At 75.3% G+C, this 23,527-nt stretch carries 25 protein-coding genes; 9 read left to right on the forward strand and 16 right to left on the reverse strand.

Going from position 1 to position 23,527, the window contains the following annotated elements:
* The first annotated feature begins 7 nt into the window (after window positions 1–7).
* The 3 genes from O7604_RS25295 to O7604_RS25305 are packed head-to-tail and all read left to right on the forward strand — an operon-like array spanning window position 8 to window position 4,219.
* Entirely contained in the window at window positions 8–886 is an 879-nt protein-coding gene (locus O7604_RS25295) for a hypothetical protein (protein ID WP_281578014.1), read from the forward strand.
* The gene (locus O7604_RS25300; RefSeq protein ID WP_281578015.1) at window positions 879–3,551 is read left to right on the forward strand and encodes an FtsK/SpoIIIE domain-containing protein; all 2,673 of its coding nucleotides are present in this window, start codon (window positions 879–881) and stop codon (window positions 3,549–3,551) included. Before O7604_RS25295 ends, O7604_RS25300 begins: the two co-directional genes overlap by 8 nt.
* Window positions 3,548–4,219: a hypothetical protein gene (locus O7604_RS25305; RefSeq protein ID WP_269706485.1), complete on the forward strand. Its 672-nt coding sequence runs from the start codon at window positions 3,548–3,550 to the stop codon at window positions 4,217–4,219. The genes O7604_RS25300 and O7604_RS25305 overlap by 4 nt, the downstream gene beginning before the upstream one ends.
* 95 nt (window positions 4,220–4,314) lie before the next feature.
* On the opposite strand, the gene O7604_RS25310 is transcribed toward O7604_RS25305, so the two are convergent.
* Together O7604_RS25310 and O7604_RS25315 are read right to left on the reverse strand one after the other, a co-directional pair.
* The gene (locus O7604_RS25310) at window positions 4,315–5,592 is read right to left on the reverse strand and encodes a cupin domain-containing protein (protein WP_269706486.1); all 1,278 of its coding nucleotides are present in this window, start codon (window positions 5,590–5,592) and stop codon (window positions 4,315–4,317) included.
* Window positions 5,593–5,595: 3 nt separating this feature from the next.
* Entirely contained in the window at window positions 5,596–5,898 is a 303-nt protein-coding gene (locus O7604_RS25315; protein ID WP_026268594.1) for a hypothetical protein, read from the reverse strand.
* 185 nt (window positions 5,899–6,083) lie between these two features.
* On the opposite strand from O7604_RS25315, the gene O7604_RS25320 reads away from it, so the two are divergent.
* Complete coding sequence (locus O7604_RS25320) at window positions 6,084–6,827, forward strand: PIG-L deacetylase family protein (RefSeq protein ID WP_281578016.1); 744 nt, start codon at window positions 6,084–6,086, stop codon at window positions 6,825–6,827.
* Window positions 6,828–6,836: 9 nt separating this feature from the next.
* Complete coding sequence (locus O7604_RS25325) at window positions 6,837–7,646, forward strand: DUF72 domain-containing protein (RefSeq protein WP_281578017.1); 810 nt, start codon at window positions 6,837–6,839, stop codon at window positions 7,644–7,646.
* On the opposite strand, the gene O7604_RS25330 is transcribed toward O7604_RS25325, so the two are convergent.
* The 9 genes from O7604_RS25330 to O7604_RS25370 form a co-directional block, all read right to left on the reverse strand.
* Window positions 7,631–8,059: a DUF2267 domain-containing protein gene (locus O7604_RS25330; RefSeq protein ID WP_269706489.1), complete on the reverse strand. Its 429-nt coding sequence runs from the start codon at window positions 8,057–8,059 to the stop codon at window positions 7,631–7,633. The genes O7604_RS25325 and O7604_RS25330 overlap by 16 nt on opposite strands.
* Window positions 8,060–8,342: 283 nt before the next feature.
* A complete protein-coding gene (locus tag O7604_RS25335) occupies window positions 8,343–9,212 on the reverse strand; it encodes a DUF72 domain-containing protein (RefSeq protein ID WP_281578018.1) in 870 nt (289 codons plus the stop codon).
* A 47-nt stretch (window positions 9,213–9,259) separates the two neighbouring features.
* A complete protein-coding gene (locus O7604_RS25340) occupies window positions 9,260–9,658 on the reverse strand; it encodes a TraR/DksA C4-type zinc finger protein (RefSeq protein ID WP_269706492.1) in 399 nt (132 codons plus the stop codon).
* 182 nt (window positions 9,659–9,840) lie between these two features.
* Window positions 9,841–10,470, reverse strand: coding sequence for a uridine kinase (locus tag O7604_RS25345; RefSeq protein ID WP_281578019.1), 630 nt, complete (start codon window positions 10,468–10,470; stop codon window positions 9,841–9,843).
* 98 nt (window positions 10,471–10,568) lie between these two features.
* On the reverse strand, window positions 10,569–11,177 hold the full coding sequence (locus tag O7604_RS25350; protein WP_269706494.1) for a winged helix-turn-helix domain-containing protein: 609 nt from the start codon (window positions 11,175–11,177) through the stop codon (window positions 10,569–10,571).
* Window positions 11,178–11,467: 290 nt separating this feature from the next.
* Window positions 11,468–12,052 (reverse strand): winged helix-turn-helix domain-containing protein, encoded by a 585-nt coding sequence (locus O7604_RS25355; RefSeq protein ID WP_281578020.1) that lies wholly within the window; start codon window positions 12,050–12,052, stop codon window positions 11,468–11,470.
* Between the two features lie 52 nt (window positions 12,053–12,104).
* Window positions 12,105–12,599, reverse strand: a complete 495-nt coding sequence (locus O7604_RS25360) for a rhodanese-like domain-containing protein (RefSeq protein WP_281579999.1) — start codon at window positions 12,597–12,599, stop codon at window positions 12,105–12,107.
* 38 nt (window positions 12,600–12,637) lie between these two features.
* Window positions 12,638–13,090 (reverse strand): cysteine dioxygenase family protein, encoded by a 453-nt coding sequence (locus O7604_RS25365; RefSeq protein WP_269706497.1) that lies wholly within the window; start codon window positions 13,088–13,090, stop codon window positions 12,638–12,640.
* Between the two features lie 97 nt (window positions 13,091–13,187).
* Window positions 13,188–13,565 carry a signal peptidase I gene (locus tag O7604_RS25370; protein WP_269706498.1) on the reverse strand — a complete coding sequence of 126 codons (378 nt, stop codon included), beginning with the start codon at window positions 13,563–13,565 and terminating at the stop codon, window positions 13,188–13,190.
* Window positions 13,566–13,635: 70 nt separating this feature from the next.
* Here O7604_RS25370 and O7604_RS25375 point away from each other — a divergent pair, with 70 nt between their 5' ends.
* Together O7604_RS25375 and O7604_RS25380 are read left to right on the forward strand one after the other, a co-directional pair.
* Complete coding sequence (locus tag O7604_RS25375; protein ID WP_174536356.1) at window positions 13,636–14,028, forward strand: ankyrin repeat domain-containing protein; 393 nt, start codon at window positions 13,636–13,638, stop codon at window positions 14,026–14,028.
* Between the two features lie 23 nt (window positions 14,029–14,051).
* Window positions 14,052–15,032 (forward strand): DUF3500 domain-containing protein, encoded by a 981-nt coding sequence (locus tag O7604_RS25380; protein ID WP_269706499.1) that lies wholly within the window; start codon window positions 14,052–14,054, stop codon window positions 15,030–15,032.
* 30 nt (window positions 15,033–15,062) lie between these two features.
* On the opposite strand, the gene O7604_RS25385 is transcribed toward O7604_RS25380, so the two are convergent.
* The 5 genes from O7604_RS25385 to O7604_RS25405 all read right to left on the reverse strand — a co-directional run bounded on the left by O7604_RS25385 (window position 15,063) and on the right by O7604_RS25405 (window position 21,109).
* The gene (locus tag O7604_RS25385) at window positions 15,063–15,566 is read right to left on the reverse strand and encodes a DUF2231 domain-containing protein (protein WP_269706500.1); all 504 of its coding nucleotides are present in this window, start codon (window positions 15,564–15,566) and stop codon (window positions 15,063–15,065) included.
* Window positions 15,567–15,642: 76 nt separating this feature from the next.
* Window positions 15,643–16,383: a GAF and ANTAR domain-containing protein gene (locus O7604_RS25390; RefSeq protein WP_269706501.1), complete on the reverse strand. Its 741-nt coding sequence runs from the start codon at window positions 16,381–16,383 to the stop codon at window positions 15,643–15,645.
* A 168-nt stretch (window positions 16,384–16,551) separates the two neighbouring features.
* Window positions 16,552–18,846, reverse strand: coding sequence for an accessory Sec system translocase SecA2 (secA2, locus tag O7604_RS25395; RefSeq protein ID WP_281578021.1), 2,295 nt, complete (start codon window positions 18,844–18,846; stop codon window positions 16,552–16,554).
* A gap of 159 nt (window positions 18,847–19,005) precedes the next feature.
* Window positions 19,006–20,094, reverse strand: a complete 1,089-nt coding sequence (locus tag O7604_RS25400) for a zinc-binding dehydrogenase (RefSeq protein WP_281578022.1) — start codon at window positions 20,092–20,094, stop codon at window positions 19,006–19,008.
* Entirely contained in the window at window positions 20,087–21,109 is a 1,023-nt protein-coding gene (locus O7604_RS25405; RefSeq protein ID WP_269707099.1) for a Gfo/Idh/MocA family oxidoreductase, read from the reverse strand. The genes O7604_RS25400 and O7604_RS25405 overlap by 8 nt, the downstream gene beginning before the upstream one ends.
* A gap of 244 nt (window positions 21,110–21,353) precedes the next feature.
* Here O7604_RS25405 and O7604_RS25410 point away from each other — a divergent pair, with 244 nt between their 5' ends.
* Window positions 21,354–22,334: a glucosyl-3-phosphoglycerate synthase gene (locus O7604_RS25410; RefSeq protein WP_269707100.1), complete on the forward strand. Its 981-nt coding sequence runs from the start codon at window positions 21,354–21,356 to the stop codon at window positions 22,332–22,334.
* Window positions 22,335–22,362: 28 nt separating this feature from the next.
* On the forward strand, window positions 22,363–23,517 hold the full coding sequence (locus tag O7604_RS25415; protein WP_269706505.1) for a glycosyltransferase: 1,155 nt from the start codon (window positions 22,363–22,365) through the stop codon (window positions 23,515–23,517).
* The last annotated feature ends 10 nt before the right edge of the window (window positions 23,518–23,527 follow it).

Raw genomic sequence — 23,527 nt, forward strand, 5'->3', positions numbered from 1 at the left:
CCCGGCCGTGTCCATCGTCGAGGACATCGGCGCGCAGGTGCGCGCCGCCGCCGAGGAACTGCCCCTCGCCCAGCTCGCCGCCGCGCTGGAGAAGCTCGGCCAGGCGCAGGAACGGCTGCGCTGGGTACGCCAGGAGTCGTCCGACCCGATGGGGGTGCCGGAGCTGTCCTCGGCCACCGAGCACGCGGAGACCGCCGGCTACGCGCTGCGCGTCGCGCAGGAGCAGCTCACCGCGTACCTGGCCGCGATCGGGCTGGCCCCCGACGGCGCGCGGCCGGCGGCACCCGGCGAGCGCCCGCCCCGGCACGACACACCCCGCGGCGAGGGCCCGCCCGCACCCGGCCCGGCCGCCGAGCCGGGCGAGCAGCCGGCGGTACGGCGCTGGTGGGCGGTGCGGGTGGCGGAGCTGACCGGCGGCCGGGAGGGCGCGCCGGACGATCCGGACGAACGCGTCGGGGACTCCCACGAGCTGCTGCGCCGGGTGGCCGCCGGGGTCCGCTCCGGCGACCGGGACCGGCTGCACCGCGAGCTGCGCCGGGCGCACGCCGACGTGGGGCTGGGGCTGGCCGCGATCACCCCGCCGCTGCTGCGCGAGCTGGCCGGTGAGCTGCTCGGCCATCCGCCCCGCGCGGACGACCTGCCCCGGCTGCGCGGCGCGCTGGACTCCCGGGTCCGTGACCTGCTGCCCGGACTGCCGCCGCCGGTGCTGGACACGCTGCTGACCCGGGTGTGCCGGATGCCCCCGCCGCGCCGCGACGACGACGCGGAGCAGCCGCACGCGGCCGACCCGGCGGTCACCGCGGGAGTGCTCACCGGCGTACTGCTCGACCGGCTCGGCCGGGACCTGCCCGAGGACACCGACGAACGGGAGCCGTCCCGTGGCTGACGTCCGCGCACAACTGGTGACGCGGGTCCGGGGGATGCTCTCCGAGGCCCTGGGCGCCACCCGTACCCGGCTCGCCGCCGCCGAGGCCGACCTGGTCGCGAGCCGGGAGCGGCTGGCGCGTACCCGCCGGGCCGCCGCGGCCGTGCCCGGCCGGGTGGGTGCCGCCCGCGACCGCCGCCTGGCCGAGATCGACGCCCGGCACACCGCCCGCCTCGCCGAGCTGGCCCGGCGGGCCGCCGCCGCGGCGCAGCGGGAGGCGCCCGGCGCGGCGTCCGCGCCCTGGGACCACTGGCAGGCCACGCCCGCCGGCCGGTCCGAGCCGCCGGGTGCCCTGCGGGTCGGCACGGTACGCCTCGACGGCGCCGAGCCGGTGCCGGCGCTGGTCCCGCTGCTCGACGCCGGGCACGCGCACCTGGCCGGCGGTGACCGTGCCGGGCTGGCCGCCGTGGTGCCCGCGCTGCTGCTGCGCTCGGTCGGCCGGGCCGACCCGGGCGCGGTGCGGCTGTACGGGTACGACCCGGAGCACCTGGGCGGCGGGCTGGCCGGGTTCGCGCCGCTGGGCACGGCCGGGCTGCTCACGTTCGTCGGGCCGGGCGGCCTGGGCCGGCTGCTGGACGACCTGGTGGAGCAGATCCGCCGGATCAACGCCACGGTGCTGGCCGGCGAGTACGGCTCGCTGCGCGAGCTGGCCGCCGCCACCGGACGCCGCCCCGAGCCGTGGCGGGTCGCGGTGCTGCTCGGCGGCGACGAGCTGTCCCGGCACGAACGCGGCCAGCTCGACCGGGTGGTGCGCACCGGGGCGGCCTGCGGCGTGCACCTGGTGGTCCGCGGCATCGAGCTACCAGACGACCCGACAGTCACGCGGATCACCGTGGAACCGGACGACGCCCGGGTGGCCGGGCTGCCGGTGGTGCTCGACGCGCCGCCGCCGCCCGCCCTGGTCACCGAGACCTGCCGCACCGTCGCGTCCCGGGTGGCCGCCGGCCCGCCGCCGACGCCGTTCACCGACCTGCTCCCGCCGCCGGAGGAGTACTGGCGGGAGGACTCGGCGCACGGGCTCAGCGCGCCCGTCGGCGAGGGCCCGCACGGGCGGCAGGTGCTGCTGACGCTCGGCGACTACCCGCCGCACGCGCTGATCGGCGGCCCGTCCGGCACCGGCAAGACCAACCTGATCTTCGCCTGGATCGGTGCGCTCGCGGCCCGCTACTCCCCCGCCGAGCTGGAGTTCTATCTGCTCGACTTCAAGGAGGGCGTGTCCTTCGCCCGGTTCGCGCAGGGCCGGCGCGACCCGAGCTGGCTGCCGCACATGCGGCTGGTCGGCATCAACGTCAACACCGACCGGGAGTTCGGCCTGGGCCTGCTGCGGTTCCTCGCCGAGGAGCTGCGCCGGCGCGCCGACGCGGCGAAGAAGCACGAGGTCACCAAGCTGGCCGAGCTGCGCGCGGTGGACCCGGACGGGCACTGGCCGCGCATCGTGGCGGTGGTCGACGAGTTCCAGGCGCTGCTGGCCGGCCGGGACGTGGTCGCCCGGGAGGCCGCCGACCTGCTGGAGGACCTCGCCCGGCGCGGCCGGTCGCAGGGCATCCACCTGGTGCTCGCCTCGCAGGACGTGCGCGGCATCGAGGCGCTGTGGGGGCGGCCCGCGCTCGTCGCCCAGTTCACGCTGCGGATCGCCCTGCCGAAGGCGCTGCGCATCCTGGCCGAGCGCAACGACGCGGCGCAGTCGCTGCCCCGCCACCACGCGGTCATCAACGCCGAGTCGGGCCTGGCCGAGGGGAACGAGGTGGCCCGCATCCCGTCGGCCAGCGACTGGGAGACGTGGAGCGAGCTTCAGCACCGGCTGTGGCGGATGCGCCCGCAGGACGCCGCGCCGGCCCGGCTGTTCGACGGCGACGCGATCCCGAAGCTGGCCGACGCGCCCGACTTCCGCGCGCTGACCGCACCGGAGCAGGGCGTGCCGCGCAGCCCGGTGGCGCTGCTCGGCGAGATCATCGACGTGCAGGCCCGCTCGGCGGCGCTGCGGCTGCCCCGCGCGCCGGGCCGCAACCTGGCGGTGCTGGGGACCCGGGTGGACGAGGCGTGCGCGGTGCTCGACGCCGCCGCCCGGTCACTGGCGCGGCAGTACCGGCCCGGCACCGCCCGGTTCTCCATCGCCTGCCTGGACCCGGACGCCGACCCGGCCGCCCGCGCCCTCTACGACGACCTGGAAGGCGACGCCTCCTGGTACGACGAGGAGACGGTGCCGGAGCTGATGGCCGAGGTGGGCGACGGACTCGGCGCGCCGGGTACGCCGCGTACCCCGCACTTCCTGCTGCTGTACGCGGTGGACGCGGCGGCAGCGGCGCTCGCCGGCAAGGCCGGTACGCGCACCGGGCTGGAGCAGCTGCGCCGGATCCTGCACGACGGGCCGGAACGGCGTACGCACGTGCTGGCGTGGTGGCGTGGCGTGGCCCGGATGCGCGTGGACCTGGGCGGCGCGGGTGCCCGCACCGATCAGATCGGCGCCTGGGTGGCGCTGGACGTGCAGGGCGGTGAGCTGGGTTCCTCGCTGTATCCGGGCAGCGGCGGGCCGGACTGGTATCCCCGGCCGTGGCGCGGTCTCTACTTCGACCGGGCGGTGCACCGCACCGGACAGGTGATCATCCCTTATGGTCCCTCCCGATGAACGAACCGGTTGCCAGTGAGACGTACAGCGCACAGATCCGCCGGCTCGCCGAGCTGACCGCCCGGGTGTCCGCCCAGCGGGCCGAGGCGCACACCTGGTACGACCAGCAGGTGACTGCCGCCGACCGGGCGGTGGCGGAGGCGGCCGAGGCGGTGCGGCAGGCCGAGGCGGAGGTGGCCGAGGCGTCCCGGCTGGTGGAGCGCGTCGACGGCGAGGTCACTCACCTGTGGACGCAGTTGCGGGCCCGGCTCGGCGTGAGCGCCCGGCGGCTGGGCGACCCGCCCGGCCCGGTTCGCGGCGCCGCCGGTGACCCGGTGCCGCTGCTGCGGGCGGTCCGGGAGCTGCTGGAGCGGACCGGGGCGCCGGGCGAGCTGCCCGGTTCGGTGAACCCGCTGCTCGTCGCGTGCGGGATCGGCGGGGCGCTGGTGGCGTACGCGCTGGGGGTGGCGGCGCGGGCGCTGGGCGCCGGTTCCAGCGGTGATCTGGCGGTGGGCCTGCCGGTGCTGGCGCTGGTGGTGACGCTGCTCGGCCCGGTGATCGGGCTGGCGCCGGCCCGGCTGCTGGCCGACCGCCGCCACGCGGTGCTGACCCCCCGCCCGATGATCCTGGTGGCCGCTTCCGGCCTGGTCACGACGCTGCTCCTGCTGACGGTGACCTACACCCGATGACCGCCGCCCTCCGCCGCCGGCTCCCCAGCCCGTCGATCATGAGGTTGGCGGCGCGACACGCCGTCACGCCGCCGGTCAACCTCATGATCGTGCCGTCAGGCGGGGGTCAGGACGGCCTCCTTCAGCAGGCGGCGGGTCAGGGTCAGGCGGTCGGCGTCGTCGTCCAGGCCGGGCAGGTCGCCGACCCTCGTCACTTCGCCGGTGAGCAGCGCGCGCAGCGCGGCCTCGCAGGTGCCGGGCAGCGTGAGCGTCCGGTCCGGCACGCGCAGCGTGACCCGTCCGTCGGCGGCCGGGGTGAGCTGCCAGCGCAGGCCGCCGCGCACCGCGACCTCGCTGTCCGCGCTCAGCCGGGCCAGCGCCTGCGCCTGGGCCAGTGGCCGGATCGGTGCCGGGCGGGCGGCCGGCCACACCCGGGCACGCAGCCGGCCGGCCACCGCCGCCGGGTCGGCGCGCAGCAGCCAGTCGCGCAGCGCCTCGACGGTCTCGGTCAGCTCCGGTTCGATCGCGTCCGGGTCGGCCAGGTCGAGCCCGAACGGCAGGCTCGCGCGCAGCCGCGCGTCCTCGGCGGCGAGCGCGAGCAGCTCCTCGACCACGGCGTACCGGGTCAGCGCCCGGATGCCCACTGTCAGGTGCAGCGAGCTGGACTCCTGCGCCTGGGCGCTGTGCAGCCAGCCGCGCGGCAGGTAGAGCGCGTCGCCCGGTTCCAGCACCACGTCCAGTTCGGGGCGGCCCTCGGCGGTCGCGGAGACCTCGTCGGCCCGGCCGCCCCAGGGCTGGCGCTCCAGCGGGTCGGTCAGCACCGGTGGGTGGATCCGCCAGTGCTTGCGTCCGTCCACCTGGAGCACGAACACGTCGTGGGTGTCGTAGTGGGTGGCGAACCCCTGGCTGCCGGCCGGGGTCAGGTAGGCGTTCACCTGAAGCGGCTGGGCCAGCGCGGTGCCCAGGTCGCGGGCGAAGTCGACGACCGCCGGCCAGGTGCGGTGCAGACCCTGCAACACCAGCGTCGCACCGTCGGCGTAGAGCGCCAGCACCTTCTCGTCGAGAACCTGGTCGCCGATCTCGGCGCCCGCGCCACCACCGCCGGTGTAGCGCGCCGCCGGCACCAGCTGGCCGTCCTTCGCGACCCGCAGGAACGGGGTACGCAGGCCGCGGCGGCTGAGCAGGTCGTCGGCGTCGGCCGGGCTGAGCAGGTCGGTGAAGCCGTCCGGGTTGGGTAGTTCGGCGGCGCGGGACAGCAGCGGGCTGCGCCCCCAGTGGTCGGCGGCGAACTTGGCCGGCTCCACTGCCACGCACCGGGCCAGCGCCTCGGTGGCGGAGAGCGGAACCGCCGGGCGGCCGTGGCCACCCGGCGGGTCGACGTGCGTGGTGCTCATGTGTCAGGCGCTGCCGTCGGCGCCGCCGTCGTGCTGGCCGGGGGTCGCGCCACCGTCGGCCGGACCCTCGGCGCTGCCGTCCGCGCCACCGTCGTGCTGACCCGGGGTCGCACCGCCGTCGGCGGGACCCTCGGCGCCGCCGTCCGCGCCACCGTCGTGCTGACCCGGGGTCGCACCGCCGTCGGCGGGACCCTCGGCGCCGCCGTCCGCGCCACCGTCGTGCTGACCCGGGGTCGCACCGCCGTCGGCCGGGCCCTCGAGGCCGCTGCCGCCGCTGCTCTGGATGTCGTCGTCGTTCAATGCCATGGGTGCTCCCTCGGTGTGCCGCCCCGCGTGGTGCCGGGGTCCGTGTGCAGCGGGTGGTACCCCACGCCTGATCTTCTCTAACCACACCGTAGACGCCCGGACGCCGTCGTACGGACGGTTCGCCGGGCAAGCGGCCGGACCGGGCGGATGCCAGGATGGCGGGAGGACGACGCGAGGAGACGCACGTGACGCAGCCGGAGCCGCTCACCCCGCTGACCGAGGACTGGCAGCGGACGCTCGCCGTGGTGGCCCACCCCGACGACCTGGAGTTCGGCGCCGCCGCCGCGGTGGCCCGGTGGACCGGGCAGGGCAAGGAGGTCGTGTACTGCCTGCTCACCAGCGGCGAGGCGGGCATCGACGGGATGACGCCGGAGCGCGCCCGCGTGGTGCGCGAAGAGGAGCAACGCGCCTCCGCCGCCGTGGTCGGGGTGTCGCGGGTCGAGTTCCTCGGCCTGCCCGACGGGCTGCTGGAGTACGGCGTGCCGCTGCGCCGCGCGATCGCCGCTGTGGTGCGCCGGCACCGGCCGGACGTGGTGCTGACGAACAACTTCCGGGAGACCTGGGACGGGGCGTACGCGCTGAACCAGGCCGACCACATCGCCTGCGGCCGGGCCACGCTGGACGCGGTCCGCGACGCCGGCAACCGGTGGATCTTCCCGGAGCAGCTCACCGACGGCACGCAGCCGTGGTCGCGGGTCCGCGAGGTGTGGGCGGCCGGGTCGCCGGTGGCCCGGCACGGGGTGGACGTGACGGACACGTTCGACAGGGGCGTCGCGTCGCTGCGGGCGCACGGGGCGTACCTGAGCGGCCTGGGCGACGGCAGCTTCGACGCCGAGGAGTTCCTGGAGGGCATGGCCCGGCCGGCGGGCAGCCGGCTCGGCGCGCGGTTCGGCGCCACGTTCGAGGTCTTCCCGATCAACCTTCAGTAGGGCACGGCGATGTTCCTGGTCGGCACGTCGGGCTGGCAGTACCGGGACTGGCGGGAACGGTTCTACCCGGCCGGGCTGCCGCAGCGGCGCTGGCTGGAGCACTTCGCCGCGCGGTTCGCCACGGTCGAGGTGAACAACGCGTTCTACCGGCTGCCGGAGCGGGACACGTTCGTCGCGTGGCGGGAGCGTACGCCCGGCGACTTCTGCGTGGCGGTGAAGATGAGCCGCTACCTGACGCACATCAAGCGGCTGCGCGACCCGGCCGAGCCGGTGGCTCGGTTCCTGGACCGCGCGTCCGGGCTCGGCGACCGGCTCGGGCCGGTACTGGTGCAGCTCCCGCCGACGCTGCGGGCCGACCCGGACGCGCTGGCCGGCGTGCTGCGCCGGTTCCCCGCCGACGTGCGGGTGGCCGTCGAGCCGCGACATCAGTCGTGGTGGACCGACGACACGAGGCGGGTGCTGGAGCGGCACCGGGCGGCGCTGGTCTGGGCGGACCGCCTCAGCCGGCCGATCACCCCGCTGTGGCGCACCACCGACTTCGGGTACCTGCGGCTGCACGAGGGGCGGGCCCGGCCGTGGCCGCGCTACGGGCGGGCCGCGCTGGCCGGCTGGGTGCGCCGGCTGGCCGGGGAGTTCGGTGACGGCGACCCGGCGTACGTCTACTTCAACAACGACCCGGGCGGCGCGGCGATCGTCGACGCGGTCGCGTTCGCCGGGCTGGCCCGGCGGGCCGGGCTGCCGGTGTCCCGGACGCCGGCGGCCCGCCCCGCCGAGGGGGCGGGACGGGCCGGTCCGGTGCCGGATCAGGGAATCATCTGACGCAGGTCACCCGGCATGGTGGCCTTCACGTCCTCCCACTCGCCCTGGGTGACGTGCCGGCGCAGCGTGTCCAGCACGACCTGCACCACCCGCTGCGCGCCTCCCTCCACGTCGTACGGGAAGCCCTGGCGCACCTCGTACAGGAAGTCGTCGCGGTTGAGCTTGATCGGCACGTTCTCCGGCTGCCAGCCGTCGAAGTAGATCCCGCGCACCAGCACCGGCAACTGCTGGGCGAACTCGGCGCTCTCCTGCACCGGCAGCCGGTCCCGCAGCAGGTGCAGGACGGTACGCAACGCGGCGTAGGACTGGTTGCGCCGTTCCTTCGGCCAGCCGTACGCGGACTCGATCTCCTTCAGGATCACGTTCGTCTTGTCCAGCGAGGACTCGAACGCGGACAACAGCTGTTCGGCCATCGGGCTCACCCCCGTGCTTCGGTCTCCCAGCGTCGGTCGTCGGCGCGGCGCGGCGGACCGCTGGGGCCCCGCCACAACCGGGTCGGGCTGAACCGGCCGGGCCGTTCACCCCGCCGTGCCGCCTCGGAGCTGCCGACCACGTGCAGTACGCCCCCGCGGCGTCGGTCCGCCACCACCCGTACCGTCATGACCCACCTCCTCGTCGCGGCGCCCGAGCCGGCGCCCACTGTCCATGCTGCGGCCCGGGCGGGTGAGCGGGCCTCACCCGGAGCGGGTGAGACGCTCAGGCGTCCAGCAGGCCGGCGAGTGTGGTGGCGTTGCGCTGCGCGTAGTCCTGGTAGCAGTTGTTCATCAGCACGTGTGTCTGCCCGGCCTCGCCGGCCAGCTCGCGCAGCTTCGGCGCCCAGTCGCGCAGCTCCCGCTCGGAGTAGTCGTAGCCGAACTTCTCGTGGATGTCCTTGCTGGTCCACTTGTCGCTGTGGCCGTGGAACCGGACCACCGCGAGGTCCGCGGTGGCGGCCAGCACCGGCGGTACGGACGACTTGTGTCCCTGCGGCATGTCCACGCAGACGAACGGCAGGTCGTGTTCGCGCAGGAAGCCCAGCGTCTCGTCGGCGTTGTCGCCGTCGAACCAGGAGGTGTGCCGGAACTCGAAGGCCGGGCGCAGCGGCGCGCACCGCCGCGCCACCTCCAGCAGGTACTGCTTGTTCGCGCGCTTGATGGTGAACCAGGGCGGGAACTGGAACAGCAGCGCGCCCAGCTTGCCGGCCTCGACGAGCGGGTCGAGGGCGGACAGGAACCGCGTCCAGACCTCCTCGTACGCCTGCGCGGGCAGGTCGTCGGGGTAGACGTTGCGCTTGTCCGTGTCCGGGCGCAGGTCCTTGTAGAGCGCGGAGACGCGGGTGGGGTGGCCGGTCAGCAGGCTGAACGCCTTGACGTTGAAGGTGAACCCGGCCGGCGTGCGTTCGGCCCACAGCCGGGCGGTCCGCTCGGCCGGCGGCGAGTAGTAGGTGGCGTCCACCTCGACCAGCGGGAACTGCCGGGCGTAGTAGGACAGCCGCTTCTCCGGCGTGTCGGCGCTCGCCGGGTACCAGCCGGAGTCGAGCAGGGTCCGGTCGGTCCACGAGGCGGTGCCCACCTTGATCTCACCCATGGTGGGAGTTCACCGCGTCGGGAACCGACCGGCAACCCGGACGGCGTTCAGGCCGCCCGCCGCTCCCGGGTCTGCTTGCAGGCCACACAGGAGGTCGCGGACGGGAAGATCTCCAGCCGCTCCACCGGGATGGGCGCCGTGCAGCCCTCGCAGAACCCGTAGGTGCCCTCGTCCAGGCGGGTCAGCGCGTGCTCGAACTGCGCCCGCCGGTCCAGGATGGTGCGCAGCAGCGACTGCGCGGTGTCGCGCTCGGCGGTCTTCGTGCCGCTGTCGGCCTGGTCGTCGCCGGCGGTGTCGCCGACCTCCACCAGCCGCAGCACCTGGCTCTGCGCCATGGTGTGCTCGTACTCGGCGGTCAGCTCGTCGTACCGCGACCGCAGGGACTGCCGGATCTGGTCGACCTCCGCCTGGGAGCGGCCGGTGGCTGTCGTGTCGTGGACGAGCATCGCTGCCTGCCTTTCCTACGTCCTCATACCGGTCCGGGGCGGCCAGCGCCCCGGACCTGGTCCGACTGTGAAAGCGCGGGCGACGAGATCACCCGTGCTCTGTGAGCCGGGCGATTACCCCCGGCTCCGGCGGGGCAAACCGCCTTTTTCCTGAGTGTTTCCGGTGAGTCCGCAGCCGCTGGTCAGGCGGCCTCGACGAGCGCCGGGTGGCGCGGGTCGTCGGCACGGACCACCACGTCGGCGAAGGACGCGGGGACGACCTCGTCGGCGTAGCGGGCGAAGGCGGGCAGCGTCCAGCGCAGCGCCGGGTCGGTGCGCCGGTGCAGCGCCGCCGGGGAGAGCACGAGATGGACCGTGACGTCGAACGGCAGCGCGCCGCCGAGCAGCAGCGCGCCGCTGACCAGGACCACGCCGCCGGGCGGCAGATCCACGTACGCGGCCCGGCTGGCCCGGTCGGCGGCGGCGTCCCACAGCGACGGCAGCAGCCGGCCCGAGCCGTCCGGACCGGCCGGGTCGAGCACCTCGCGGCGCAGCCCCGGTTCGTCGAGCCAGCCCTCGTAGTAGGCGTCCGGGTTGGTGCGGCCGTGCTCCAGGCGCACCGAGGCGGGGCGGAGGAAGTCGTCGGCGCGCACGTGCAGCACCGGCCGGCCGGCGGCGCGCAGCGGGTCGACGAGCGCGTCGGCGAGCGCGGCCGGACCGGCGGCGGGCGGGCCGTCCACGGCGACCCGCAGCCGGCCGGGCGTCCCGGTGCGGGCGAGACGCTCGGCCAGCTCGGTGACGAGCAGGTCGGGGCTGATCGGGCGCACGCGCATCGGACCATCCTGCCGCGCGGACGGGCGGGTCACCACATGATCGCTCCGGGCGGTCGGGGCTCCGTCCGGCGGCGGTCGTCGGGTGGTGGTCCCGGTGGTCAGCCGGTGCGGTCGATGGTGACCCGGGCGTCGTCGGCGAGCCGGTAACCGACGCCGTAGACGGTGGTGACGAGCGGGACGTCCACGCCGACCTTGCCGCGCAGGCGGCGTACGTGCACGTCGACGGTGCGGACGCCGGCGTGCTCGTACCCCCAGACGGCGTTGAGCAGTTGCAGGCGGGTGAACACCCGGCGGGGGTGGGCGACCAGGTGCAGCAGCAGGTCGAACTCCAGGCGGGTCAGCGGCAGCGGCTCGCCGTCGCGCAGCACCGACCGGGACGACGCGAGGATGTGCAGCGTGGGGATGGTCGGGGCGAGCGGGCGCGCCGGAGCGCGGCCGGCCGGGACGTCGGGCCGGCGCTCGGCCGGGACCGTGCCCGCGCTGACCACCGCGTCGCCGCGTTCGAGCATCTCGCGGGCGGCGTCGAGCAGCCGGCGGGCGGCCGGGGTGAGCGACTCCTCGCAGGCCAGCGGAATGGTGAGGGTGACGGTGAGCATGGGCCCGGCGGCGGTGTTGGCGGGGCGACGCTGGCCGCCGGGAGGTCGACCGGGGACCGCGGGTTGGGACGTATGCCATCCGGCGCGCGACGAGGCGGGGCTGACCGACATGGTCCTCCTTGGGCTGGTCCGGGTATCTCCCCACGGCCCGGGACGCCGCTTCATCGATGCTTCCCGGCGGCTCTGCGAGGGTCAAGGGGCGGCCGCGTTGCATGAATGTGACATTTGACGAACACATCGCAGCCGTGCGCTCGCTCTGCGTGCGAGGCCCGTTGATTACAGCAGAGCACCGATTCGGGACGGTACGGGGGGTCTCCCCGGGGGTTCACAGTGGCGGCTCAGCGACGAACGTGAACGCGGCGCACCCCGGGCCGGGGTGCGCCGCGTGCCGTTCGGCCGGGTCAGGCGTCGCGGTCCACGACGATCGCGGCGTCGTCGGCGAGGCGGTAGCCCACGCCGTACACGGTGGTCACCAGCGGTGTGTCCGGCCCGAACTTGGCCCGCAGCCGGCGGACGTGCACGTCGACGGTGCGCGCCACCGCGTGCTCGTAGCCCCAGACGTTCGCGAGAAGTTGCAGGCGGGTGAACACGCGGCGGGGATGTTCGGCGAGGAACAGCAGCAGCTCGTACTCGATGCGGGTGAGCGGGACCTCGGCGCCGCCGTGGCGGACCCGCCGGGTGCCGGTGAGGATGCGCACCCCGCCGGGGGCGGGCGCCGCCGGGGCGGGGGCCTCGCCGCGGCGCAGGTCGAGCACGGTACGGGCGGCCGGGCGGTCGTCCGGTCCCTCGCCGAGGGCGGCACGCCCTTCCCCGGAGGCGGCGAGTTCGTCGAGCAGGGCGACGAGGCGCGCGAGGCCCGGCGTCAGCGGCCCGGCGCCAAGGTCGATCGTGACGGTGAGGGTCGGTGCGGTACGCGGCCGGGGCGGCCCGGCCCGGTCGGGACGGCCCGGCCGGGCCGGACGGGTGGGGAGGGCGACGACGGACATGGGAGCCTCCTGTGCGGGCGGTCGCCCCGCCCCGCCGGATGCGGCGGGACGGTCAGCGGAGCGCCCCTCCGGCGGTGACCGGGGGCGCGGCGGACGAGGGTCGGGTCGGCGGGGTGGGACCGAGGGTGGGCAGGCCGGCGATCTGCCAGGCGGCGAAGCCGCCGACGACGTCGGTGGCCCGGTGCAGGCCGATGTCCTGGAGCGCGGCGGCGGCCAGCGACGAGGTGTAGCCCTCCTGGCAGAGCACGATCACCGGTACGTCGTAACCGGTCGCCTGCGGCAGCCGTGCCGCGCAGCGCGGGTCGAAGCGCCACTCCAGGACGTTGCGCTCGACGACGAGCGCGCCCGGCACGGTGCCCTGCGCGGCGCGCTGGGCGGCCGGGCGGATGTCCACCAGCAGCGCGCCGCCCCGGCACGCCAGGTGGGCCTGCTCCGGGTCGAGGCGGCGCAGGCGGGCCCGGGCGGCGGCGAGGATCTCGTCGATGCCCCGCGAGCCGGGCGGCGGGACCGGACAGCACTGTGTTCCGGTGGTGGAGGTCTGCGCCATCGCGGCGTCCTTCCGGTCGTCGGGGTTGCGGGGGCGGCTCACCAGGCCACACCGGCTCGGGCCACCTCGGCGACCCGGAGCCGGCCGGCGACGAGGTGGTAGCGGGTCATCCGGGTCAGCGCCGGCCGGTACACGTGCACGCTGACGGCGGGCACGTCGCCGCGGTTGGCGACCCGGTGCACGTGCCGTGCGCCGAAGCGCCGGCCGGCTCCGGCGGCGAGCCGGTGCGGGCGCAGCCGCCCGCCGCCGACCGTCTCCTCGGTGAGCACGCCGGCCACGACCAGGAAGGCACCGGCGGAGCCGCCGTGGTCGTGCAGGTCGGTGCCCTGTCCGGGCAGCCAGCTCAGCGCCCACACCTCGTGCTCGTCGCCGGCGTCCAGCCGGGCGTACCAGCGGTCGGGCGCCTCGAACCGCAGCGGCACCGGCCAGGCGTCCGGGTCGGCCCAGCGGGCGGCGACGGCGAGCAGGTCGGCGGGAACGGTGCTGGTCATCGGCGGTGCGTCCTCACGGTGCGGAGCGGATGTACCCCCACAGCTTAGACGGTAAAGCCTATCGGTTTAGTAGGTAATACCAGATGCTGGGACGCCCTCAGCGGAGGACCGGCGGATCCACCCGGTACCCCGGCACCGAGGGCCAGCGGACGGTGAGCACCGTGGACTCCCGCTCGGCGTACCAGGAGTGGTCCACGCCCCGGCCCCACACCACGTAGTCACCGGGCGCGCGCAGCACCACCGTCCGATCCGGCAGCTCGATCCGGAACGCGCCGCTGATCAGCACCAGCAGGGCGGTACGCCGCTCGCCGGTGGCCCACCGGGAGCGCGTCTCCCCCGCCGGGTGCACACCCCACTTCACCTCCACGTCGGTGCTGTGCCGCACGTCCCCGGCCGGTTTGAAGTGGCCCAGCAGCCAGCCCGCGTCGGTCGCGCCGTCCACCGCCGCGTTGCCCACGTACACCCGATCGTCCATGCCCGCGCCTCCCGTGCCCGGCTGCGCAAGCTACCAGGCGCGTCCGGCCGCGACGCCATAGCCTGGGCGGATGCCCGACGAACTCGACGACGAGACCATCGCCTTCGCCCACCGGATGTTCGACCTGGCGCGGGCCGGCGCCACCGAGGAACTGGCGGCCAACGTGGACGCCGGGCTGCCGGTCAACCTCACCAACGCCAAGGGCGACACGCTGCTGATCCTCGCCGCGTACCACGCCCACCCGGACACGGTGGCCGCGCTGCTGGCCCGCGGCGCCGACCCGGCGCGGGTGAACGACAGGGGGCAGACCGCGCTCGCCGCGGCGGTGTTCCGGCGCCAGGAGGCAGCGGTCCGCGCCCTGCTCGACGCCGGCGCCGACCCGGACCACGGCGGCCCGTCCGCGGTCGAGACCGCCCGGTTCTTCGAGCTGCCGGACATGCTGGCGCTGCTCGGCCGCGAGTGAGCCCCAGGCGGTATACAGAGACGGTGGAGGATCCCGTACCCGAGCAGATGCGCGCGGCCGCGGCGGCGTTCCTGGCCGCGCTGGACGAGCCGGCCCGCGACGCCGCCCGGCACGCCTTCGACGACGAGCCGGCCCGGCGGTGGCTGGAGTACCGGCCGCGACCGCGGCCCGGCGTCGCGCTCGCCGGCCTGGACGTCGACGCCCGCAAGGCCGCCCACCGGCTGCTCGCCACCGCGCTCAGCCCGGCGGCGTACGCGCAGGCAATGACCGTGATGGCCCTGGAGGAGGTGCTGGACCGGGCCGAGGACTGGCGGCGCGGCCGGCACAGCGGCGACTACTGGGTGGCCGTCTTCGGCGACCCGGCCCGGGACGACACCTGGGCCTGGCGGTTCGAGGGGCACCACCTGTCGGTGAGCATGACCGTCGCCGACGACCGGGTCTCCCCCGCGCCGGTCTTCCTCGGCGCCAACCCGGCCACCGTGCGGCACGCCGGGCGCCCGGTGACCCGGCCGCTCGGCCCGGAGGAGGATCTGGCCCGGGAACTGCTCGACGCGCTCGGCCCGGACGGCCGGTCCGCCGCGATCATCGCCGAGGAGGCGCCCGCCGACATCATCAGCGCCACCCGGGCCACCGCCCCCGGCCGCCTCGACCCGCCCGGCGTACCCCGGGGGCGGCTGCGGCCGACCGGCCGGGCCCTGCTCGACCGGCTCGTCGCGCTCTACCTGGACCGGCTGCCGCCGGAGCTGGCGGCCCGCGAGGCCGCCCGCCTCGACGGCGGCGAACTGCACTTCGCCTGGGCCGGCCCGGTCGAGCCGGGCCGGCGGCACTACTACCGGGTGCAGGGCGAGGACCTGCTGATCGAGTACGACAACACCACCGACGACGGCAACCACGCGCACACCGTGCTGCGCCGCCCCGCCGGTGACTTCGGCGCCGACGTGCTGGCCGCCCACCACGCCACCGCGCACCGTCCCGCGCCGGCCACCGACGACGTGCCTCGGTAGAAGCAGCGGCTTCCGGCCGGCGGCGCCCGGTCAGAACGGGCGCGGGCGGGGGATCTCCACCGTGGCGCCCGGGGGCACGTCGGCGAACCTCTCGACGCCGGTCGGCTCGCCGGCCCGGTCGAACTGCTGCATCAGCCGCGCGCCCAGCGCCACCCCGACCGCGCCGACGGCGAGCCCGACCAGCTCGGCCGCGAGCAGGGCACCGTTCGCGCCCCGCTGCGGCGCGCTCGCCCGGATCAGGCAGGACAGCAGGAACAGGCCCGCCATGACGGCGTTGACGAGGTTGAACGTCAGCACGGTCCGGCTGGTCCGCCCGGCGCGGACGTCCCACAGGTCGACCAGCCCGGCGACGGTGGCGAGCCCGGCGGCGACGAGCGCGGCCACGGCGGTCCAGTAGCCCACCTCACCGAGGAACGCCGGGCCGCCCGCCACGTCGGCCAGGTCGAAGACCGCCGCGCAGACGAACAGGCCGAACGGGAACGTGACAAGCATCGGTTGGATGGGGTGCCCCTGCACCCGCAGCCGGCTCTGCATCGCTTCCTCCCCAGGTCCGCGCAGCTCACCAGTCCAGAGTGCTACCCGGGGCGCCGCGAGGCGAAACGACTGTCGCTCAGTTGTCCCTGGGCCGGGAGACGGTCAGCACGAGCCGCTCGGCCACCTCGCGCAGCGGGATGTCCAACGAGGAGGCGGCGCTGCGCAGCACCCGCAGGGCCTCCGGGGCGGGACAGCCGCGCTGCGTCATGATCACGCCGACGGCCTGCCCGACCACGCCCTCGGCCAGCAGCGAGTCGTCGATCTCACCGGCCCGGGAGGCGGCCCGCTCGCGGTCGCGGACGGCAGCCAGCAGCAACCCGGCGTGCTCGGCGAGCAGCATCGCGGTGAGCTGGTGCCGGGGCGTGAGCGCCTCCGGCGACTCGGCGTACAGGTTGATCGCGCCGATGACCTGCTCGTCCACGTCGACCGGGGCGGAGATCACCCCGTGCACGCCCAGCGCGCGGGCCCGCTCGCTCCAGGCCGGCCAGCGCGTCTCGCCGGGCAGCCCGCCCGCGATGACCATCTCCCGGCGGCGGATCGCCGTCAGCGCCGGCGTGTCCGGGCCGTGCCGCAGGTCGTCCAGCTCGGCCCGGCCCGGGTCGGAGGCGGCCACCCCGGCGGGCTCACCGGCGCGCAACGCGGTGAAGCCGCAGCAGTCCACGCCCGGCACGGCGTCGCGGGCGATGCGGACCAGGCGGCCCAGCGCCTCGTCGAACCCGGCCGCGCCGATCAGTCCGGCGGTCAGCTCACGCAGCAGCGCGGCGGTCTCCAGCACACCAAGGTTGTCGATCATGGGTTGGCGCGTGTCGAGGTTCACCGGGCCGTGGCCTCCACCGTCCACCCGACGTACCCGCTCGGCGCCGTTGCCTGTCCCATGTCCGTCCCTCCTGTGGCCGGGCCTCGGCCTACTACCCTCCCAGACCGCGGGCGAAACCGCGCAAAAAGGCCCCTCCCGGTGCGACCGGTAGGGGCCTTTCCGCCTGGATCAGCGCGACCCGGAGATGAGCCGCCGCCCCACCGAGGCGATCAGCCGGTCCAGCTCCGAGCCGAACGGGTTGTCGTGCACCAGGTACGTCCAGGTGGCGCTCGGCCGCACCAGCTTCGACGAGTCCGGCTCCCAGCCCTCGTCGAACTCGGTCTCCTCGAACGTGGCCACGGTACGCGTCTCGATCTCGGGGACGAGCGCGTTGAACGCCGGCACCGCGCTGCGGTGGAACTCGTCAAGCGGGTCGAGCCGGCCCAGCGCCCGCAGGTGCACGCCCTCGCGGACCTCGGACAGCTCGGCCAGGTGGTCGGCCCAGAGCCGGTCCAGGTGGTAGAGGGCGATCTTGCGGGCCACGTCGGCCAGCAGGTCCTCGTCCATCTCGCCGGCCTTCTCCGGCACCCGCTCCAGCAGCATCAGCGCCGCGATGTCGCTGGTCAGCAGCCGCTCCCGGCGCTCGGCGAGCGCCTTGCGCTGCTGCTCGATCACCTGGCTGTAGCGCCACGTGTTGCGGTGGATCTCGTGGTTGACGCCCTCGGCGACGCGCTGGGCGTGCTCCACGGCGTAGTCGACCTGCGGGTCGGTGACCAGGCCGTCGGCGTTCATCCGGGGCGAGGCCGGCACGGTGTCGCCGGCGTGCCGGACCACCAGGTCGTCCTCCAGGCTGACGAAGAACACCGACCCGCCCGGGTCGCCCTGCCGGCCGGCCCGGCCGCGGAGCTGGTCGTCGACCCGGCGGCTGTCGTGCCGGCCGCTGCCGATCACGTACAGGCCGCCCAGCTCGGCCACCCGGTCCCGGTCGGCCTGGTCGCTGCCGCCCAGCCGGATGTCCACGCCCCGGCCGGCCATCTGGGTCGAGACCGTCACCGCGCCGTACGCGCCGGCCTCGGCGATGATCCCGGCCTCCTCGTCGTCGTTCTTGGCGTTCAGCACCACGCACGACACGCCCGCGGCGTTGAGCGCGGCGGCCAGCCCCTCGGACTCCTTGACGTCGAGCGTGCCGACCAGCACCGGCCGCCCCGCCTGGTGGCAGCGCGTGATCTCGTCGACCAGCGCCTCCTCCTTCTCGGCGCGGGTGGCGTAGATGCGGTCCGGCTCGTCCTCGCGGACGCAGGGGGTGTTCGGCGGGATCACCGCGACCTCGAGGCCGAAGAACTCACGGAGCTGGTCGCCGACGAGCACCGCGGTCGCGGTCATGCCGCAGACCGTCGGGTAGAGCGCGATGTACGCCTGCACGGTGACGGTGCCCAGCACCTCGCCCTCGGCGGTGGCGTCCAGGCCCTCCTTCGCCTCGACCGCGGCCTGGAGCCCGTCCGGCCAGCGGCGGCGCTGCGCGACCCGGCCGCGCATCTCGTCGATCAGCTCGACCGAGTCGTCCCGGACGATGTAGTCCACGTCCCGGTGCAGCAGGGCGTGCGCGTGCAGCGCCACGTTCACCGCGGAGAGCTGCCCGACGTGCTCCTCGTCGTACAGGTCGATGCCGCCGAGCTTGGCCTCGACGGTGGCCAGGCCGACCGAGGTGAAGGCGACGCTGCGGCCGTCCTCGGCGACCGTGTAGTGCTTGCCCTTGCGCAGCCCGCGCACGAGCGCGGCGGCCGCGTGCACCGGGTCCTGCTCGCCGCCGACCGCGCCGGCCAGCACCATCGGCACCCGGGCCTCGTCGATCAGGATCGAGTCGGCCTCGTCCACGATCGCGGTCTTCAGCGGCGGCTGCACCCGGTCGGCCAGGTCGGTGACGAGCTGGTCGCGCAGGAAGTCGAAACCGGCCTCGCTGACCGACACGTAGGTGACGTCGCAGGCGTACGCGGCGCGCCGCTCGTCGGGCGTGGACGCCTCGTTGACCCAGCCGACGGTCAGTCCGAGCAGGTCGTAGACCGGGGTCATCCACTCGGCGTCGCGGCGGGCCAGGTAGTCGTTGACGGTGAGCACGTGCACCGGCCCGTTGCCCAGCCGCACGTGCCCGTACGCGGCGACGGTCGCGGTGAGCGTCTTGCCCTCACCGGTGGCCATCTCCGCGACCTTGCCGGACAGCAGCGCCATCGCGCCGAGCAGCTGCACGCCGTAGGGGCGCTGGTCGAGCCCGCGCCGGGCCGCCTCGCGGCCGATCGCGCAGATCTCCTCGTATCCCGACGCCTGACCGGCGGCCTCGGTCAGCTCGGCGTCGGAGAGCTGCTCCAGGTCCGCCTCGCGCGCCTCGATCGCCGGCAGCAGCTTCTCCAGCGGCGCCAGGTCGACTGTCGTCCCCGGGCGCTGGAGGAACCGGCGGAACCTGGTCTTCAACCGTTGCGACACACCCATGAGCGGCAACGGTACGCGAACCGGAGCCGATTGTGACCCCCGCCCGCCGCGCGCCGGGTTCCGCCCTTCCCGTCCGCTTCCGTCGATCATGAGGTTGGCGGCGTTCGGCGTCCGTTTTGTCGCCGCCAACCTCATGATCGACGCCTGAGAAAAGGGGGCTCAGGGGGTCAGGACCACCTGGAGTTCTGTGCGGCGGCGTTCGGCCAGGTCGGTCAGCAGGGTGGGAGCCTCGTCCAGGGGGACTACGGCCGAGATCAGGTGCTTGCGGATCACGTCGCCGTACTGGCGCAGCAGCTCCACCGTCTCCGCGGACAGCCGCTCCCGGTCCCAGGTGGGGGCCAGCCCGCGCGGCACCCGGCCGATCTGCGCGCAGCGCAGCGACAGCCCGTTGTGGTGGAACTCCTCGCCGAGCCGCACCGCGTCCGCGCCCGCCTGGTAGAACGCCAGGTCGATCACCGTGCCCTGCGGGCGCAGCAGGCGCAGCGCGAGCTGCAACGCCCAGTCCTGGCCGCGGCACTGGAAGACCACGTCGGCGCCCCGGTCCCCGGCCGCGTGGTTCCACCGCGTCTTGAGCACCGCGGCCGGGTCGTCCGCGTCCGGGTCGAGCGTGTCCAGGCCGAGCGCCTCGGCCACCTGCCGCCGGGCCGGCGTCGGGTCGACCACGACGACCGAGGCGGCGCCGTGGCGGCGGGCGAACAGCGCGGTGAGCAGCGCGACCACGCCGCCGCCGACGACCGCCACGCGCCGGCCGCGTACGCCGTCGCCGAGCGTGCGCACGTCGGCGCCGCACAGGTCGGCGGCGGCGTGCAGCAGCCCGTTGGCGCAGATCGGGCCCATGTGCGCGACGTAGACGCCGAGCATCGGGTCCAGGTCGTCGGGCAGCGGCACGAACCGTTCGGTGAGCGGGTCGGCCACCCAGCCGCTGCGGTGCCCGTACGTCATGGCGCCCACCTCGCCCACCGCGACGGCCGGGGTGCGGCTCTCCACCACCCGCCCGACCTGCATGTAGCCGAGCCGGGTCACCGGGTACGGCGTGCTCGCCTCCCCCGGCCGGAACAGCCCCAGCCCGGCGTCCCAGGTGACGTGCAGATAGGGGTTGGTGCCCTTGACGAAGCTCAGTTCGGTGCCGGCCGAGACGCCGCTGTAGAGCGTCTCCACCCGGAACGTGCCCTCGCGCAGCTCCGGCGCGTCCAGTTCGGCCAGCTCGACCCGGCCGGGGCCGCCGACCACCACCACCCGGTCACGCATCGACGCTCACCCCCGCGTCCGCGACCGCCGCGGTGAGCCGGGCCGCCGGGCCGGTCGGCAGCGCCACCGGCCGTCCGGTACGCGCCGACTCGGCCACCGCGAGCGCGAGCCGGTGGGTGCGCAGCGCCTCGGCGTACGGCACCCGGACGTCGTCGCCGAGGCCGCACACGGCGTCGACGAACGCCCTGTCGACGGCGACCCGCGCGCCGTCCGGGTCGGCGGGCAGGTGCCGCTCGCCGTCGGCGTCGCGGACGGTCAGGCCGTCCTCGGCCAGCCACAGCGCCAGCCCGTCGGCGAGGATCTCCACGCCGGCCCGGTGCTTCCAGCCCAGCACGCAGGACGCGGCGAGCGTGCCGACCGCGCCGGAGCCGAAGCGCAGCGTGGCGGCGGTCACCGAGTCGATGTCGGCGCTGTCGACCGGCGGCGGGGTGCCGTCGCCGTACGCGGTCACCTCGACCGCCTCACCGGCCAGCAGCCGGACCAGGTCCAGCACGTGCGCGGCCTGCTCGACCACCGGGCCGCCGGAGCGGTCCCGCCGCGCCCACCACGCCACCGGCGGCACCTTGTCCAGCCAGGCGCCGTTGACCATCCGCACCGGACGGCCGGCGAGCAGCCGCCGGGCCTCCTCCACCACGTGCAGGTAGCGCCAGTGGTGGCCGACGCCGGTGAGCAGCCCGCGCTGCTGGACGAGCGCCGCGACCCGCTCGGCGGTCTCCAGGTCGATCGCCACCGGCTTCTCCACGAACATGGGCACGCCGGCGGCGACCACCGCCTCCTCGACCGGGCCGTGCGCGAACGGCGGCACGCACACGTACACCGCGTCCGGGCCGGCGGCGAGCAGCTCGTCCACGTCGCGGAACACCCGGCCGCCGTACGTGCCGGCGAGCGCCCGCGCCGCGTCCGGCGCCACGTCGGTCACGCCGAGCAGCTCCACGTCCTCGAAGCCGGTGAGCACCCGGGCGTGGCGCTGCGCCACCCCGCCGGCTCCGACAAGTCCCACCCGGCAGGCACGCATCGGCCACAACCTCTCCACGACGGCAAAGACTGCGAACACCACTCCCCCCGCCGGCGTCGCGCCAAACGCCGCCGGGTGCGCAACGTAACGTTCATCCGCCCGGAACCTCCCGGTACGCGCCAGGTGATCAGGATGTTGGGCAAGATCCGGTTAGCGCGGATGCGGGATTGGGAAAACCAGATCCGCGATTCCACCATCGATGGGGGTGCCCGTGCGGGAAACAGATTCGACCGTCTCACCAGTGGTGGAGGCGTGGGCCACGTACCGCACCAGCACCGCCGACGACTGGCCGGCGCGACGACTGGTCCGGGCGAAGGGCGCGAGCCGGGTCAGCGTGGTGCTGCCGGCCCGCAACGAGGAGGCGACAGTCGGCGCGATCGTGTCGACCGTCCGCGAGCACCTGATGGACCGCGTACCGCTCGTCGACGAGCTGATCGTGGTCGACTCGCGGTCCACCGACCGGACCGCCCAGGTGGCGCGCGCGGCCGGCGCCGAGGTGGTCGGCCAGGACGCGATGACCCGCGGGCTGCCCCGGCTGACCGGCAAGGGCGACGCGCTCTGGGCCGGGCTGGCCGCGGCCGAGGGGGACGTGGTCGCGTTCATCGACGCCGACCTGCGCGAGTTCCGGCCGCACTTCGTGACCGGGCTGCTCGGACCGCTGCTCACCGATCCGAGCGTGGACTTCGTGAAGGGGTTCTACCACCGGCCGCTGGTCGGTGCGACGAGCGTGGAGCCCGACGGCGGCGGGCGGGTGACGGAGCTGATGGCCCGGCCGCTGCTCAACCTGTTCTGGCCGGAGCTGGCCGGTTTCGTGCAGCCGCTCGCGGGCGAGTACGCCGGCCGCCGTGAGGTGCTGGAGCGGGTGCCGTTCGTCACCGGGTACGGCGTCGAGACGGCCATGCTGATCGACCTGCTGGACCTGGTCGGGCTGGACGCGCTCGCCCAGGTCGACCTGGGCGAGCGCAAGCACCGGCACCAGGACACCGCCGCGCTGGGCCGGATGTCCGCGCAGATCATGCTGACCGCCTGGTCGCGGCTGCAACGGCGCGGCTGGGCGGCGCCCGGGACGGCGCCGACCGCGCTGCTGACCCAGTTCCGCCGGGGCGGCTCGGAGACGCTGCCCAATCTGGACCGCGAGATCGTGGTCAACGACGTGTCGGTGCAGGAACGCCCGCCGCTGGCGCAGTTGCGGCACCGCCTCCCCCGCCGCCGGGTCGCCGCGTGAGCGGGGCAACCCGGAGAGAGGACAGCGCATGACGCTCACCGTGCTGATGAACGCCGGGCCGTGGCTGTCCGTGCCGCCGCCCGGGTACGGCGGCATCGAGAACGTGATCGCCACGCTGGTGCCGGAGCTGCGCCGCCTGGGCGTGCGGGTGGTGCTCGCCTCGGTGGAGAGCAGCACGCTGCCTGTCGACGAGCGGATCGCGGTCTTCCCGGACGGCCAGTTCCACGCGTTGCAGCGGCCGTACAACCAGGTCTGCGGCGTCTCCCAGGCGCACCTGTCCGGGGTGGTGCGGGCGCTGCACGCCCGCGACGACATCGACCTGGTGCACGACCACGTGGAGGCGGTCGGGCTGGCCACGCTCGCCGCGATGGGCCCGGACGCCCCGCCGGTGCTGCACACGCTGCACTGGGACCTCGCCAAGCACCCGGAGCTGTACGGCAACCTCGACGGCGGCGACCGGGTACGGGTCAACGGCGTGTCCGCCTCGCAGCTGGCGCGCGCGCCGGAGGCACTGCGGGCGCACTCGGTGGGACACGTGCACCTGTCCACCCCGCTCGCCGTGGACGCGGACCGGCACGCGCCGGTGGCGAAGGGCGACCATGTGGTGATCCTCGGCCGGATCAACCCGGGCAAGGGGCAGGACCTGGGCGCCCGGCTGGCGCAGGAAACCGGCTTCCGGCTGGTGCTGGCCGGGCCGGTCGGCCCGTACCACCGGCCGGAGGATCTGGCCGCGGCCGGCGACGAGGCCCGGCAGAACCCGGACGTGCGTTTCTTCTACGACCACGTCGCGCCGCACGTGGACGGCGACCGGGTGCGCTGGGTCGGCACGGTGGCCGGCCGGGAGCGCGACGACCTGGTCGCCTCGGCGCGGGCGTCGCTGTTCCCGCTGCGCTGGGAGGAGCCGGGCGGCACGGCGGTGGTCGAGTCGCTGTCACTCGGTACGCCGGTGGTGGCCACCGCCCGGGGCTGCCTGCCGGAGCTGATCGAGCACGGCCGCACCGGCCTGCTCACCGGCGACGAGCAGGAACTGGGTGACCTGGTGCTCGCCGCCGACGGGCTGGAACCGGCCGAGTGCCGGCGCGTCGCGGCCGCGCGGTTCACCCCGGCCCGGATGGCGCAGCGGTACGTGGAACTGTACGACCGGGTCCGGGCGGGCGCGGCGAAGCCGTTGCAGCCCGCCTGATCCCCCACGA

The organism is Micromonospora sp. WMMA1947, from assembly GCF_027497355.1.
Classification (GTDB): Bacteria; Actinomycetota; Actinomycetes; order Mycobacteriales; family Micromonosporaceae; genus Micromonospora.